This is a genomic window from Hymenobacter sedentarius, from assembly GCF_001507645.1.
GTDB lineage: Bacteria > Bacteroidota > Bacteroidia > Cytophagales > Hymenobacteraceae > Hymenobacter > Hymenobacter sedentarius.
In genome coordinates this window covers 4,596,683-4,611,560 of the sequence record NZ_CP013909.1, presented here as the reverse complement: position 1 = coordinate 4,611,560, position 14,878 = coordinate 4,596,683, and the positions used below count along the sequence as shown (strand labels likewise).

11 protein-coding genes are annotated in these 14,878 nt (G+C 61.2%); 6 read left to right on the top strand and 5 right to left on the bottom strand.

Features of this window, described 5'->3' with window-relative positions:
• Positions 1–39: 39 nt before the first annotated feature.
• On the bottom strand, positions 40–1,758 hold the full coding sequence (locus AUC43_RS18805) for a tetratricopeptide repeat protein (RefSeq protein ID WP_068198984.1): 1,719 nt from the start codon (positions 1,756–1,758) through the stop codon (positions 40–42).
• 171 nt (positions 1,759–1,929) lie between these two features.
• Here AUC43_RS18805 and AUC43_RS18800 point away from each other — a divergent pair, with 171 nt between their 5' ends.
• The 4 genes from AUC43_RS18800 (at position 1,930) to AUC43_RS18785 (ending at position 5,039) form a co-directional block, all read left to right on the top strand.
• Positions 1,930–2,478 carry an RNA polymerase sigma factor gene (locus tag AUC43_RS18800; RefSeq protein ID WP_068197364.1) on the top strand — a complete coding sequence of 183 codons (549 nt, stop codon included), beginning with the start codon at positions 1,930–1,932 and terminating at the stop codon, positions 2,476–2,478.
• Positions 2,479–2,541: 63 nt separating this feature from the next.
• Positions 2,542–3,009, top strand: a complete 468-nt coding sequence (locus tag AUC43_RS18795; protein ID WP_068197361.1) for a hypothetical protein — start codon at positions 2,542–2,544, stop codon at positions 3,007–3,009.
• Between the two features lie 14 nt (positions 3,010–3,023).
• Positions 3,024–3,503, top strand: a complete 480-nt coding sequence (locus AUC43_RS18790; RefSeq protein ID WP_071885973.1) for a hypothetical protein — start codon at positions 3,024–3,026, stop codon at positions 3,501–3,503.
• 324 nt (positions 3,504–3,827) lie between these two features.
• Positions 3,828–5,039: an aspartate aminotransferase family protein gene (locus AUC43_RS18785; RefSeq protein ID WP_068198975.1), complete on the top strand. Its 1,212-nt coding sequence runs from the start codon at positions 3,828–3,830 to the stop codon at positions 5,037–5,039.
• Between the two features lie 76 nt (positions 5,040–5,115).
• On the opposite strand, the gene AUC43_RS18780 is transcribed toward AUC43_RS18785, so the two are convergent.
• Positions 5,116–5,574, bottom strand: a complete 459-nt coding sequence (locus AUC43_RS18780; protein WP_068197355.1) for a tellurite resistance TerB family protein — start codon at positions 5,572–5,574, stop codon at positions 5,116–5,118.
• A gap of 233 nt (positions 5,575–5,807) precedes the next feature.
• On the opposite strand from AUC43_RS18780, the gene pfkA reads away from it, so the two are divergent.
• Positions 5,808–6,779 (top strand): 6-phosphofructokinase, encoded by a 972-nt coding sequence (gene pfkA, locus AUC43_RS18775; RefSeq protein ID WP_068197353.1) that lies wholly within the window; start codon positions 5,808–5,810, stop codon positions 6,777–6,779.
• 203 nt (positions 6,780–6,982) lie between these two features.
• Here pfkA and miaA read toward each other — a convergent pair whose 3' ends face one another.
• The 3 genes from miaA to AUC43_RS18760 all read right to left on the bottom strand — a co-directional run bounded on the left by miaA (position 6,983) and on the right by AUC43_RS18760 (position 11,027).
• The gene (gene miaA, locus AUC43_RS18770; protein WP_233254056.1) at positions 6,983–7,897 is read right to left on the bottom strand and encodes a tRNA (adenosine(37)-N6)-dimethylallyltransferase MiaA; all 915 of its coding nucleotides are present in this window, start codon (positions 7,895–7,897) and stop codon (positions 6,983–6,985) included.
• Between the two features lie 273 nt (positions 7,898–8,170).
• On the bottom strand, positions 8,171–9,847 hold the full coding sequence (locus AUC43_RS18765) for an amidase (RefSeq protein WP_068197350.1): 1,677 nt from the start codon (positions 9,845–9,847) through the stop codon (positions 8,171–8,173).
• 31 nt (positions 9,848–9,878) lie between these two features.
• The gene (locus AUC43_RS18760; RefSeq protein ID WP_068197347.1) at positions 9,879–11,027 is read right to left on the bottom strand and encodes a glycosyltransferase; all 1,149 of its coding nucleotides are present in this window, start codon (positions 11,025–11,027) and stop codon (positions 9,879–9,881) included.
• 133 nt (positions 11,028–11,160) lie between these two features.
• Here AUC43_RS18760 and AUC43_RS18755 point away from each other — a divergent pair, with 133 nt between their 5' ends.
• On the top strand, positions 11,161–14,877 hold the full coding sequence (locus AUC43_RS18755) for a PAS domain S-box protein (RefSeq protein ID WP_071885972.1): 3,717 nt from the start codon (positions 11,161–11,163) through the stop codon (positions 14,875–14,877).
• Position 14,878: the final 1 nt, after the last annotated feature.

Genomic DNA, 14,878 nt, shown 5'->3' with positions numbered 1-14,878 from the left:
TGCTTTTACACCGGCATGAATCATGCTTGCTAGCCAGGCCTATATTTCGTGTGATGCTACAGCTACATTAAACTTATGCGCCGTCAAAAATTGCCTAATTGTTTTTAGCTCGGTTCTGTCGGAATTTGCAGCGTTCGCGACCATGATTAATTGCTGGTAGTAGAGCGCTGCGCTATCTGGGAGCCCTGCCCGTTCAGCGGCCAACCCTGCATTGTAAAGCCCATTAAACCGATTGGGGTGTTTTCGAAGGCTTGCCGAATAAGCTGCTAACGCCTGCTTGGGCTGGTTCAATTGCAGCAGCATATCGCCAAGCAGTTCGCGGGCGGGAATAACCTCCGAAGGCGTGACCGGATGTTTTTCGGTTTGGTCTTCCAGGTCAGCGGCCTGGTTCATGAGTGCCAATGCTTCGATATTTCGGCCGGCCAGGAGGTGAATCCAAGCTTCGGCTGCACGTAACTGAATTTCTACCTGCTTGGCCTTGTAGGCATCTTTTTGCTTGACCAATAGGCTATGAATTCCTTTAAGCTGTGCAAGTTCGGCTGTGGCCGCAGCCATTTGGCCAGTATGAACCGAGCCCAGCACCCGAGCAAAATGGATAATAGCCTTTTGCCATGGAAAATCTTTCCACGGGACGACTGTGCTATCAATTGGGAAGCTGGCAGCTTCCGGCCAACGCTTATTTTCCAGCGAGTACCGGGCCGGAATTGCGGCAAAAGCATACGCAACTTTGAAATTGAGCGGGCTAACCTCTTTAATCGATTTTAAATAATCCAATTGCTGTTTGGCAAGCCCGTTTTGGCCTCTTTGCAGGTATGCGTAAACCAGATAATCCATGCCGTGCAGTTCTTCGTCCCAATGCCCTTTGATGCCGGCTTCCTTCGCATAGCATTGGGCTGAGGCCACGGAGGTTAAATTAGAATTTATGCATTCTTCCCAGAGCCCCAAGCGCGTAAAAATATGCGAAGGCATATGCAGGGCGTGCGCTGACGACGGCGCCACTGCCGCATATCTTCTAGCTGCCGGCAGGGCTAATACAGCTAGCTCTGGGTAATCATAGGTGTGAATGATATAATGGATGATGCCCGGGTGATTGGGCTCGTTGGGGTACAGTGCCTCGAGTAGTCGGCCGGCCTTCCGTTGATTTATAAACTGCTTATCGGCTGGGTCAGCCGCGGCAGTTAGTGCTAAGGCGTAAAAAATGGTAGCCTCAGAATCAGTGGGGTACTTTGAATGAACCAATTCCATTGCTTTCTCAAAGGCTATGCACCGGCTGCGATGGTCCACCCGTTCCCAGTCGTGGTAATAGGCCGCAATGGCGGCAATGTAAGCGGCCTCTCTGGGTGACTTTTTCGCAATTGATTGGGCTATAGAAATTGCTTTCACACCCTTCTTCAATTCGAGTTCCGAAGGTGGGGTCCAGAGGGGGTGAAAATTAGCCATCGCTACCCCCCAATAGGCCATTGCACACGCCGGGTTTTTATTAATAACTGTTGCAAATGCTTTTTCGGCCTCATCGTATTCAAATGAGTGCAGCAGCTGCAGAGCCAAGTTGAAGCTTTCTTGAGTTGCGACGCCGCATGAGGTATTAAATTCGACAGCGCCCAATTTTCTGTCGGTAGCGCCGCAGGTAATAATTTGACCCCGCTTGAGACTTAGCGCAGTAATTGCTGCTTGCGATGGGGTAGAACTTTCCTGCCTGCACGATAGAAGCAGCACCAATGGGGCAATAAACGCCCGGTGAAATAATGCGTGTTTCATGCCGGCGTTGCTTAAAAGCCAATGCATTATCGCCTTGAGGTTTGGGAAGTTAGTAAATGTTGTTGGCTTTGCCCCAGCAAATGGAGGTAGGGCGCCAACTTTGTTGGTGGCGCATTAAACCCGTCGCTGGGTGTAGGTTCTAAACCGTACTTTGCCGCTACTGCCTGCTGTTTGGAAGACCACGACATCCTGCTCAAGTTTCAAGACCCGGCTTCGCGCAACCTGGCGTTCAACCAGCTCGTGCGCAAGTACCAGAGCAAAGTGTACTGGCACGTGCGCAAGATGGTAATCGACCACGACGATGCCGACGACCTCACCCAGGACGTTTTTATCAAGGTGTGGAAGCACCTTGAGAACTTCCGGCAAGACGCCGCCCTGTTTACCTGGATTTACCGCATTGCCACCAACGAGTGCCTGAACTTCTTGAGCAGCAAGCGGCGCAGGTTTCTGCTGCCACTCACAGACGTAGGCGCCGAACTGGCCGCCAAAATTGAAGCCGACCCCGCCTTGGCCGGCGACGAAGTTGAGCTAAAACTGCAACAAGCCATCCTGCGGCTGCCCGACAAGCAGCGCCTCGTCTTCAACCTGCGCTACTACGACGAGATGCCGTACGAGCAGATGGCCGAAGTAACGGGCACCAGCGTGGGCGCGCTGAAGGCCAGCTACCACCACGCCGTGAAAAAAGTGGAAGAATACGTAACCCGCAACACGGCCGATTAACCCCGCAATACAAATTTTTACCGGCTGATTTAAACGCCGGCCCCGCTTCTTCATCCAACTGCCATGAAACCTTCCTTTAAGCTTGACGAGCACCCTCGGCGGCCCCGTCCGCTGCTGAGCGAGCCGCCCGTGGGCTACTTCGACCAATTGCCCATGCGGGTAATGGCCCGGCTGCCCCAGGCCGAGGCCCGCGAAGCCGCCACCGGCTGGGGCTGGCTGGCCCGGCTATCGCCGGCGTTGCGCACGGGCCTGGCCTCAGTGGCCGTATTGGGGGGCTTTGCGGCCTCTTTCTACCTGAGCGGCCCCCAGGCCGCTGGCCCGGCCGGGGTGGCTGCTACCTCGCTCGATGCCGTGCCGCGCACCGAGCTGGTGGGCTACTTGCTCACGAGCGGCGCCCGCGTCGAAAACTCCGACCTAGTGGTGCTGACGGCAGCCGACCCCAACCTCACCAATGGCTTTCTGCATGCGTCGGAAGCCGAGCTGACCGAGGCCCTCGACGCCCAGCCGTCCGAAGACCTTACTTATTTATAACCTCCTAGCGTATCATGTCTATCCTTTCAACTACGTTTCGTGTGCTGAGCCTCGCGGCGCTATTGCTGACGCTGGCGCCGGCGGCCCATGCCCAGGGCGGGCGGCGCGGTGGCCAGCGGCTGGCTCAACTCGAAAACGCTAAAATTGCCTTCATCACCAACCGCGTAGCCCTTACCCAGGACCAGGCCCAGAAGTTCTGGCCGCTCTACAACGAGTTTTCGGACCGCCGCCGCGAGCTCAACCGCAACGGCCGCCTGCTGCGCCGCGACGTGACCGATGGCATGACTGATCAACAAATTCGCGAGAACTTCAACCAGTCGTTCGCCCTGCGCCAGCAGGAGCTGAACCTGGAGAAAGAGTACTTCGAGAAGTTCCAGAAAGTCATTTCCCTGCGGCAGGTGGCGCAGCTGTTTATGGCTGAGCGCGACTTCACCCGCGAAGTCATCAAGCGCGTGGCCGGGGCGCCGGGCCAGCCCGGTTTGGATAACGACTAAGTCACGCTCCCCGCATCCAACTTTCAGCTCAATTCAACGAGGCCGCTGCCCCCGCAGCGGCCTCGTTATTTTTGTGGGGAAATCGAAACGTGACTGCAGCGGTTTAAGGAAGGTGTTGCCTTTTGAATTCCGCCTGTCATGCAGAGCGTAGCGAAGCATCTTCTCACGCCTCAACGAGTCGTTCAGCGGAGATAAGATGCTTCGCTACGCTCTGCATGACAAGAGGCGCGGAAAAGCCGAAGCCCGTCACGACACGACAGGCACGAGGCAAGGCAAGCCTAACTAAACCGCTCCAACCCGCTTAAATCCGAAAAATCTGTGGTCCTGACTTCCCGCCAATTATTCCTGCGCCACCAGGCCCAAACTTCCGATTTCCCGCTGCTGCTGGAAATTGAGCGGGCCGAGGGCGTGTACATGTACGGCCCCGATGGCCGCCGCTACCTCGACCTGATTTCGGGCATCGGCGTAAGCAACGTGGGGCATCGGCACCCGCGCGTGCTGGCCGGCATTCAGGCCCAGCTCGATAAATACCTGCACCTGATGGTGTACGGTGAGCTGGTGCAGGCCGTGCCCGCCCAGCTGGCCGAGGCCATTCACCGGACCTTGCCGGCTCACCTCGACTCGGTGTTTTTCACCAACTCCGGCGCCGAGGCCATCGAAGGCGCGCTGAAGCTTGCCAAGCGCCACACCGGTCGTACCGAGCTGATTTCCTGCTTCAATGCCTACCACGGCTCCACGCACGGGGCCTTGTCCATCACCGGCTCCGAGGATTTTAAGAACAGCTTCCGGCCCTTGCTGCCCGACGTGCGCCACATCCGGCACAACGAACTGGCCGACCTCACCCTGATAACCGAGCGCACCGCCGCCGTGGTCATCGAGACGGTGCAGGGCGAGGCCGGGGTACGCGTGCCACTGCCCGGCTACCTGCCGGCCCTGCGGGCGCGCTGCTCGGAGGTAGGGGCCCTGCTTATTCTCGATGAAATTCAGTGCGGCTACGGGCGTACGGGCAGCATGTGGGCCTTCGAGCAGTTCGGCATAAGCCCGGATATTCTGGTGTGCGCCAAAGGCATGGGCGGCGGCATGCCCATCGGCGCCTTTATTTCCTCCACGGAAATCATGAGCGGCTTCAAAACCAACCCCATACTGGGCCACTGCACCACCTTCGGGGGCCACCCGGTGAGCTGCGCAGCGGCGCTGGCCACGCTGCAGGTTATTCAGGACGAGCAGCTGGTGGCGGGCGTGGCGGCCAAGGCGGCGCGGTTTCGGGCGCAGCTGCGGCACCCGGCCATCCGGGCGGTGCGCGGCAGTGGGCTGCTGATGGCGGTGGAGTTTGAATCCTTCGCGGTGCTCAAGCCCATTATCGACCATGCGCTGGCGCACGAAGGCATTCTGACCGACTGGTTTCTGTTTTGCGACAATTCCCTTCGGCTGGCACCGCCACTCATCATCACCGATGAAGAAATTGACGAAGCCTGCGCCGCGCTGCTCCGAGCCATTGAGCACGTTACCAGTGCCGAAGCGGTCAGCTCAAGTTGAACGAAAACAAGCGGGCCCTTTGGAGCCACCCGCCCGGATGGCTCCAAAGGGCCCGTATATATCGTTTTGATTGCGGCTAAGCCACAATGTTGGGCCGGGGCAGCTCGTTATAGTTCAAAAAAGAATTGCTTTCTTCCTTAATCCGCTCGCGCGGGAGGCCGTCTTTTACGCCTTGCGAAATCTTGCGGACCAGCACGCCCACTATGGCCTTGCGGAAGCCCAGCTTCTCGGCCATCATGATGCAGAAATCCATCTCGGTTTCGTCTACCACGCCGTCGGCGAGCATCATGTCGACAAGGTCGAAAATCTGGTCGAAGCGTTCAGAATCGTTCGTGGGCAGGTCGGCGCTCGTGCCCTTGGCTCCCGATACCAGCTCCTGTACATCGTTGGAATTGAGACCGTTCTTCTTCCCGACTGCCAAAATGAAGTTCATTTCCCGCGCATCGATGTGGCCGTCGGCTTTGGCCAGGGCCGCAAGGTTTAGCAAGTGACCTTTAATTTTTTTGGCCTGCTCATTTTCGAAAAAACCGAACATAATACGTGGGAATTAGGTGAGAAGGAAGTGATTATAAGCCGGTGAGCCGAATGGAGAGGTAAGGTAAGGGCAAAAACGGTGTCTTGCTACTTCCATCTACGCCAAATACAAAAAAAAGATAACCACGCCTTTGCGGAAATAACGGTGCGGAATTAGAGGGTTTGCATTCGTTTCGCCAACTTTGCGGGGTTTGGGCGCCATTTGCGCGCCCTGTTGCATTATAGAAAGGTCAGATGAAGAGAATAGGAGTGTTTACCAGCGGTGGCGATTCGCCGGGCATGAACGCGGCAATCCGGGCAGTAGTGCGCACCGCTACGTACCACGGCATTGAGGTATACGGCATTATGCGGGGCTATAGCGGCATGATTAAGGGCGAGTTTGTGCGGTTGGACTCGGCCTCGGTTTCGAACACAGTACAGAAGGGTGGCACCATTTTGAAATCGGCCCGCAGCCAGAAATTCATGACCAAGGAAGGCCGGCAACAGGCCTTCGACCAGCTGGTGAACAACGGCATCGAGGGCCTGGTGGCCATCGGCGGCAACGGTACCTTCACGGGCGCCATGATTTTTGAGGAAGAATTCGGCATCCCCACCGTGGGCGCGCCCGGCACCATCGACAACGACCTCTACGGCACCGATTACACCATTGGCTACGACACGGCCGTGAACACGGCGCTGGACTGCATCGACAAAATCCGCGACACGGCTGACTCGCACGACCGCTGCTTCTTTGTGGAGGTGATGGGCCGCGACTCGGGCTACATCGCCATTCCGTGCGCCATCGGCGGCGGGGCTGAAATCGTGATGATTCCGGAAACCCAGATGAGCGTGGATGTGGTGATTGACACCCTGCAATCGGGCTGGCAGCGCTCCAAAACGTCTTTTATCGTCATTGTGGCCGAGGGCGACGAGGAAGGCAACGCCACCAGCGTAGCGTCGCGCGTGAAAGAAGCCATCCCGCAACTGGACACCCGCGTCACGGTCATCGGCCACATTCAGCGCGGCGGCTCCCCCACGGCGGCCGACCGCCTGTTGGGCTCCCAAATCGGCATCGCCGCCGTGGAGGGCCTCATGAACGGCATGCGGAACGTAATGGCCGGAATTGTAGACAAAAAGCTGGTTTACACGCCGTTCACCGATACTATCAATAAGAAGAAGCTTATCAACCAGAGCTTCATGCGAATGGTGGAAATCCTGAGCGTGTAGGTCCCTAATGTCATTGCGAGCGCAGCGCGGCAATCCGTCCTGTTCTCAGCGATTAGCCTTATAATGTGAAAAGCCCCGGCACTGCGCAGTGCCGGGGCTTTTTGCTTTAAAAGTGCTTGTCACAACTCGGCCTTGGTCGCACACAGAGGACGGATTGCCGCGCTGCGCTCGCAATGACAGACGTGTGCTGGCTTCTCGCGATGTTATTTCAGCTCAACCCACTGGTAGGCGGGGTCGCGGCGCAGCCAAGTAAGCTGACGCTTAGCGTAGCGGCGCGTGTTGCGCTGTAGCAGGCGCACGGCTTCTGCCCAATCGTACTCGCCGTCGTGGTAGCCGAATATTTCCTGGTAACCCACGGTTTGCAGGGCGTGGTGGTGGCGGTAGGGGAGTAGGCCGCGCACTTCGTCGAGCAGGCCGGCAGCCAGCATGTGCTCCACCCGCAGGTTGATGCGCTGGTAGAGGGCCTCGCGCTCGCGGGTGAGGGCCACTTTTACGTTGCGAAACAGCGGGTTTTCGACGGGCGGGCTCTGGGTGTGGAAGCTGGAAAAGGGCCGGCCGGTGGCCCGCGTGATTTCCAGGGCCCGCACCACGCGCTGCGGGTTTTGTTGGTCAATGCGGGCGTGCGCCACGGGGTCGGTTTCGGCCAGCTCGGCTACCAGGTAGGGCAGGCCGTGAGCCGCCAGCTCGGCGTGGAGCTGGGCGCGGATTTCGGGCGGCACGGTGGGCAGCTCGTCCAGTCCATCGGTCACGGCTTGCACATAGAGGCCCGAGCCGCCGGTGAGGATAACCAGCGGATGCTTCTGAAACAGTTCAATTAGCACGGCCTGGCAATCGGTGGCGAAGCGGCCGGCGCTGTAGTCTTCGCTGATGCTGTGGCTGTCGATGAAATGATGCGGCACGCCCTGCATCTCATCCGGCGTAGGCTTGGCCGTGCCGATGCTCAGCTCCCGAAAAAACTGGCGCGAATCGGCCGACACGATTTCGGTGTTGAAATGTTGGGCCAGCTGCACGCACAGGGCCGTTTTGCCCACGGCCGTGGGGCCGGCAATGGTGAGCAGCACCGGCCGTGGGTCGGCGGCCGTGGGCGCCAGTTGGGCTAAAATGGAGGGAGGGAGCAAGGACGCTGCGCTTAATGAAGAATGAGGAGTGAGGAATAGGCGAACAACTCCCCTCCTTAATTAAGGAGGGGATGTTCGAGCCAAGGGCGAGAACGGGGGTGGTTGAATCGTTGCACGACACCCGAACGATGCCAGCCCAACCCGTTCTGCTATCGTGCGCCCATCGTTCAACGCCCACAACCACCCCAGCTCAACTTGGCAGTTGAGCGTCCCCTCCTTAGCTAAGGAGGGGAGTTGTCCGCCCATTCCGCATTCTTCATTCCCAATTCCTCATTATAAAGTAGGGTGTTTTTCGTCGAATTCGGTGGCGTCCTGGTAGGCTTTGGCCAAGGCCAGGAGTTTACCTTCTTCGAAGAGTTGGCCCATGAAGGTGATGGTGGTGGGCAGGCCCGCGGCTGTGAAGCCGTTGGGGATGGCGATGGCGGGCTGGCCGGTGAGGTTGGTCAGCGTCAGGTTGGCGCTGAAGGAAGGGGCGATGTAGGCGTCGAGGCCCTTGAGCTGGGTGTCCATCTGCTCAATGAGCAGGCTGCGCACGCGCTGGGCCTGAATGTATTCAACAGCTGGAATGAAGCGCGACGACCGGAAGGTATTGGGCCAGGCCGAGCGGTTTTGGAGCACCATCTGGGCGTCGCGGCCCGAGCGGGTGAGGTCGTCGAAGGCGGCGGCACCTTCGGCGGTGAGCACGAAGCGCAAGGCGCCCGGTGAAATGGCGGGCAGCTCAATGGGCACCAGCTCCACGCCCAGCTTGCGCAATACCTCCAGCGAGGCCTGGTCGTTGGCTTTGGTGGGGTAGTTCTGGTCGAAAGCGGCTTTCACGTAGCCCACGCGCAGCTTCTTGATGTTGGCATCGAAGGCGTAGTGGAAGGCGTTGGGGGCCATCAGGGTGGCGGGGTCGCGGGCATCGGGGCCGGCGGCAGTGAGGGCAGCCAGCACCATGGCGCAGTCCTCGGCCGAGCGGGCAATGGGGCCGGCTTTGTCCATGCTCCAGCTCAGGGCCATGGCGCCGGCGCGGCTCACGCGGCCGTAGGTAGGGCGCAGCCCGGTTACGCCGCAGGCCGTGCTGGGGCTCACGATGGAGCCCAGTGTTTCGGTACCGATGGCAAAGGGCAGCAGGCCCGCGGCCACGGCCGATGCCGAGCCGGCCGATGAGCCACTCGAGCCCTTGGTCACGTCCCAGGGGGTGCGGGTTTTCTCGCCAAACCACACGTCGCCCTGGGCCAGCTCGCCCAGTGTCAGCTTGGCCACCAGCACGCCGCCGGCCGCGCGCAGCCGCTCCACCACGGCGGCGTCTTCGTCGAGGGTTTGCTCTTTGTAGGGCACCGAGCCCCAGGTGGTCTTGTAGCCCTTGGCGCTGAACAAGTCCTTCACGCCGAAGGGGATGCCATGCAGCGGGCCCCGGTACTTGCCGGCTTTGATTTCCTGGTCGGCCTGCCGCGCTTGCTGCAGGGCCAGGTCCTCGGTGAGGGTGATGACGCAATGCAGCTTGGGGTCGTACTTTTTGAGCCGGGCCAGGAAGAATTGGGTCAGCTCTTCCGAAGATACTTGCTTGGTGCGCAGCAGCTCGCCGAGCTGGCGCACGGTGTAAAAGGCCAGCTCGTCGCGGTAGCCGGGCAGCTTTACCTTGGGGGCCTGGGGCAGCTTGCCGGCGTCGGCTTTGGTGGCGGCCAGCATGGCCTGGCGCATGCGTAGGGGGCGCGCGTCGAACACCATGGCTGGGGCCACGCTGTTGGGCAACGATATTTTGCGCAAGGCCTCGTAGCTCTCGCGGTAGCCCGTAAGGTTGCGGCGCGTGGAGTCGAGCTGTGCGTCGTTGAAATTCAGCCCAAATACCTGCTGGGCGGCGCGCAGCATGGGCACCGTGATTTCATCGGGGGCGGTGGGCCGGGCCACGAAGGCTCCGGCTGCGAAGCAAGCACCGCCAAGCAGCAGCGCGGGTAGTATTTTTTTCATGGGGAGAAGAAACTGAAGCGACTAAGCAAAGCTACTGCGGCAATGGCCGCAATTTTACAAGGGGAACCAACTCATTGTACAAGTGCAGTAAGACTTGTTCTTCATGCTGCCAGCTTAGCTGCGGGGCAGCGCGGCGGCAGTTTTCGGCCAGGTGCTGGTAGCGCGCGGGCTCGTCGCGCAGCAGGCGGTTGAGGGCCCGGGCCAGCGTTTCGGGGCGCAGGTCCTGCACCAGCTCGGCCACGTCGAACTGCTCGTTGAGGGCGCGGTATTCGGGGAAGTCAATCAGCACCTGCGGAATGCCGGCGTGCACGTAGTCGAAGAACTTGTTGGCCAGCGAATAGTAATAGCTCAACCCAATGTTTTCTAGCAGCATAATGCCCACCGCCGCGTGGCGCGTGACCTCGCGTAGGGCTTCGGGCAGCACAAACCCGCGAAACTCTACCTTGCCGGAAGCCAGCAGGCCGAGCTTAGCGGCCCGGGCGCGCAGGGAAGCTGATAGGTCGCCTTCGCCGCAGATGACCAGCCGGCCCGCCACCTGCGGCATGGCGTCGAGCAGGCCTTCCAGGCCGCGGCCCACGTTGAGGGCGCCTTGGTAGAGGATGTAGCCGGTGGGCGGCGCGGGGTGGGGCAGGGGCTCGTCGGTGCGCAGGCGGCTCACGTTGCGCACCACGGCAAAGGGCCGGCCGTAGCGCTGCTCGAATACCCGCGCCAGGGCCGGGCCCACCGTGTAGGCCAGCCGGGCGCGCGGCACCACAAAGCCTTCTACCCAGCGCCAGAGGCGCTGCACAGTGGGCCGGGCCACCACCTCGGGCACCTCGGTGAACAGCTCGTGGGCATCGTACACGAAGGGCTGGCCGCCGAGCCGGGCGCGCAGCCACACGGGCAGGGCCGTGTCGAGGTCGGCGGCGCACCAGGCGGCGGCTCGCTGGCTCAATAAGTAAAAAAACAGCCGCAGGTTGTACTCCAGGTAAAACAGCTTGCCCCGCTGAAACCAGCCCCGCAGCCGGTGCTGCCCGTAGGGCTGGGGCGTGAGCGGGGGCGAGGCCGGCCGCTGCCAGCCCACCAGCTGTACGCGGTAGCCGGCGGCGGCTAGGCTGCCGCAGATGCGCTGCATCCGCTGGTCGAAGCACAGGTCGGTGGTGACGGCGAAAAGCAGCAGCGGCGCGGGTGGGGACGGCAAGGGGCGGGAAACGGAACGCGCCAGAAGGGGTGGGCGTTAGGGCAGGCGTTATATTTTGGCCAAATTTACACTCGGGCTTGCCGGTCTGGTGGCTATCTTAGCAGGAATTATTCGCAGGCATTAGTATCGGTTCATGACTTCATTTCCGGTTGTTTCCCCGCCTCGGCCCGATGCGCCGCCCCTGGGCGTGCTGCTCGACCAGCTGGGGCAGGTGTATGTGCTGCTCGATGTACAGGGCACCATCACGGACGTCAACGAAGCCTTTCTGGCCATGGCGGGCTACACCCGCGAGCACGTGATGGGGAAGCGTTTCTATGAAATGTTTACGCCCCCCAGCGACCGCCCAGCCCAACGCCGCGAATACCTCGACAGCATTGCCTCCCAAACCGTGGGTCCCAGCTACGAGCGCACCCTGCTCACGCGCGGCGGCCACCCCCGCCAGATACTCTGGCGCCTGGGCTTCACGCGCGATGCCACCAATTCCATAACGGGCGTGTGGATGGCCGGCACCGAGCCCGACGAGCGCCGCCTGGCCACGCCTACTCTGGCCGGCAGCAGCACCCACCTGCAGGACTTTCTCGACAACGCCCAGGACCTGGTGCAGCACCTCGGGGCCGACAATAGCTTCCTGTTTGTGAACAAGGCCTGGAAAGAGAAACTGGGCTACACCGACGCCGAGCTGGCCACCCGCACCCTGGCCGACGTGGTGCACCCGTACTACAAGGCCAAGCTGCTCTACCAGCTGCGCAACCTCTACGACGGCGAGCCCGTGAACAAGGTCGAAACCGTGTTTCTGACCAGCGTGGGCAAGCCCGTGCACCTCATTGGGAGCATGAGCGTGGTGCGCGAGGAAGGCCAGCCGGCCAGTAGCCGCGCCATCCTGCACGACATCACCGACCGCATCAAGGCCGAGCGGCTGCAGAAAGTATACTACAGCATCGCCAACCTGGCCATCTCGGCCAAGGACTTGCCCAGCCTCTACGGCGCCATCCACCGCGAGCTGAGCAAGATTATCGAGACCAGCAACCTGTTTATTGCCCTCTGCGACGATGCCCGCACGCAGCTGCAGTTTGCTTACCACGTCGACCAGCACCCCCAGCACCGGCCGCACGGGCCCATGCCGTTTGCTTCGGGCGTGTCGGAGTACATCATTGCCGGCGGGCAGCCCCGCTACCTCACCCACACCGATTACCAGCAGCTCATCCGCAACGGCACCATCACGGCCTATGGGCTGGTGCCCGAGGTGATGCTGGCCTCGCCGCTGAGCATCGGCGACCGCATCATCGGGGTGCTGGCCGTGCAGGACTACACCCGCGCCGATGCCTACACGCCCGCCGACCTCGACGTGCTGCACTTCATCTCCAACCAGGTGGCCCTGGCCATTGAGCGCAAGCGCAACGAAGAGCAGATTGGCCGGCAAACCGCCCGCCTGAATGCCATCTTCGAAAGTGGCTCGCACGTGATGTGGACCGTGGACACCCGCGCCCGCCTCATGAACTACAACCGCAACTACGCGGCCCTGTTTCTGCGGCGCAACGGCACCTACCCCGTGCGCGGCCTCGACCTGTGGGAAGCCGACCTGGCGCACATGCCCAAGGACGAGCGCGACACCTTTGTGCGGCACTACGAAGCCGCGGCCAAAGGGCAGCCGCAGCGCTTCGAGATGGGCCTGCGCGATGGCCGCGGCCACGAGGTCTGGACCGATATTTACCTCAACCCCATTTACCTGGGCGATGGCTCGTTTGAGGAAATCTCGGCCATTGCCCACGACATTACGGAGCAGAAACGCGCCCAGCTGGCCCTGGAGGCGCAGGAAGAAAAGTTCCGCTCCATCTTCGAGTCGTTCCAGGACATTTACTACCGCACCGACGAACAAGGCCTGCTCACCATCGTGAGCCCCTCGGTCCGGGAGGTGTTGGGCTACGAGCCCGAAGAGGTAATTGGCCAGCCCGTGGCGAGCTACTACGTGGAGCCCGACGACCAGCCCAGGGCCCGGGCAGAGATTGAGCGCAACGGCGGGCTGCGCAACTTCGAAACCCAGCTGTGGCACAAGGACGGCTACCCCGTGAGCGTGCTCGTGAACGCCCGCGTGGTAAACGGCGACGAATTCAGTACCGAGGGCATTGCCCGCGACGTAACCGAAATCCGGCAGATGCAGGACGACCTGCGCCAGGCCAAAGAAGCTGCCGAAGCCGCCCTGGAAGCAAAAACTCAGTTCCTGGCCAACATGAGCCACGAGCTGCGCACGCCCATGAACGGCATCATCGGCATGATTGACCTGCTCGACCAGACCGTGGAAACCGACGAGCAGCTTGACTACGTGGACACGCTGCGCAAAAGCTCCGACGCCCTGCTCACCATCCTGAACGACATTCTGGACCTATCAAAAATCCAGGCCGGCAAGCTGCAGGTGCACGAAAGCGCGCTGGAGCTGCGCGCCGTGATGGAGCGCATCCGGGCCCTGTTTATCTACCGGGCCGAGCAGAAGCACATCCGCTTCACCTACCACATCACGCCGCACACGCCGCAGTACGTGATGACGGACGAAGTGCGGCTCCTGCAAATCCTGTCCAACCTGGTGGCCAACGCCATCAAGTTTACCAACGAAGGCACGGTGGCCATCATCGTCTCGAGCGTGAGCACCGACGGCGACCAACACACGCTGCGCTTTGCGGTGCAGGACTCGGGCATCGGCATTTCGAGCGACAACGCCAGCCTGCTCTTCACCAACTTCACGCAGCTCGACACCACGCCCAGCAAAGCCTACGGCGGCACGGGCCTGGGCCTGAGCATCAGCCGGCAGCTGTCGGAGCTGCTGGGCGGAGAAATCGGCGTGCTGTCGGACGAGGGCGAGGGCAGCGTGTTCTGGTTCACCATCAGCGCCCGCGAGGCCCGCGTAGAGGACCTGCCGGTGGCCGCGCCCCTGCGCGAGGCCGTGTTCCAGCCCTTTGAGGCCACTCCGCGGGTGCTGCTGGTCGACGACAACGCCATCAACCAGAAGGTGGGCATGCGCCTGCTCACCAAGTTGGGCTGCGACGTGGACGTGGCCGGCAGCGGCCCCGAAGCCATTGCCCTGGCTACGGCCCCCAATGCCGGCTACAACATCATTTTCATGGACATCCAGATGCCGGACATGGACGGCGTGGCGGCCACGGCCGAAATCCGCCGGGTGCTGGGTTCCGCCTGCCCCCCCGTGGTGGCCATGACGGCCTATTCCATGCAGGAAGACGCCGGCCGCTTCATGCGCCAGGGCCTCGACGACTACGTGGGCAAGCCCGTGAAAAGCCGCCACCTCTACGAAGTGTTGCACCGCTGGCTGCGCCCGCGCACGGCCCGGACGGCGGCCGAGGAGGCCCTGGCCCTCTTCGGTACTGCTCCGGCTGATACTGCTAATGCTGCTGCTACCGATACTGGTGTGGCTGCTGCTCCTGCTGCTCCCGCCAATACTGCTATAAGTGCCCAGGCGGCTGCGGCCGAAGAGTCCGATGAGCCCACCCTCGACGAGGCCATTGTGCAGCAGCTGGTGGAGCTGGGCGGCCCCGACTTCACGGCCGAGCTCTACCAGGAATTTGAGCAGGAAGCCGGCGATTTGTTGCGCGAAGCGGCCCCGGTGGCCGCTGCCGCCAACTTCCCGGAGCTGCTGCCCATGCTGCACCAGCTCAAAGGCACGGCGGCTACGCTGGGCGGCGTGGCCCTGGCGGCCCAGGCCAAGCACCTTGAGCAGCAGTTCAAGGCGGGGCATACCGCCGGGGGAGCCGAGGGTTTTCAACTTCTGGAACATTACTTTGTACGGTTCGTTGCCGAATATCCCCGCGCCGTCGAACGCGCCACCAACGCATCGGCCGTCTGAT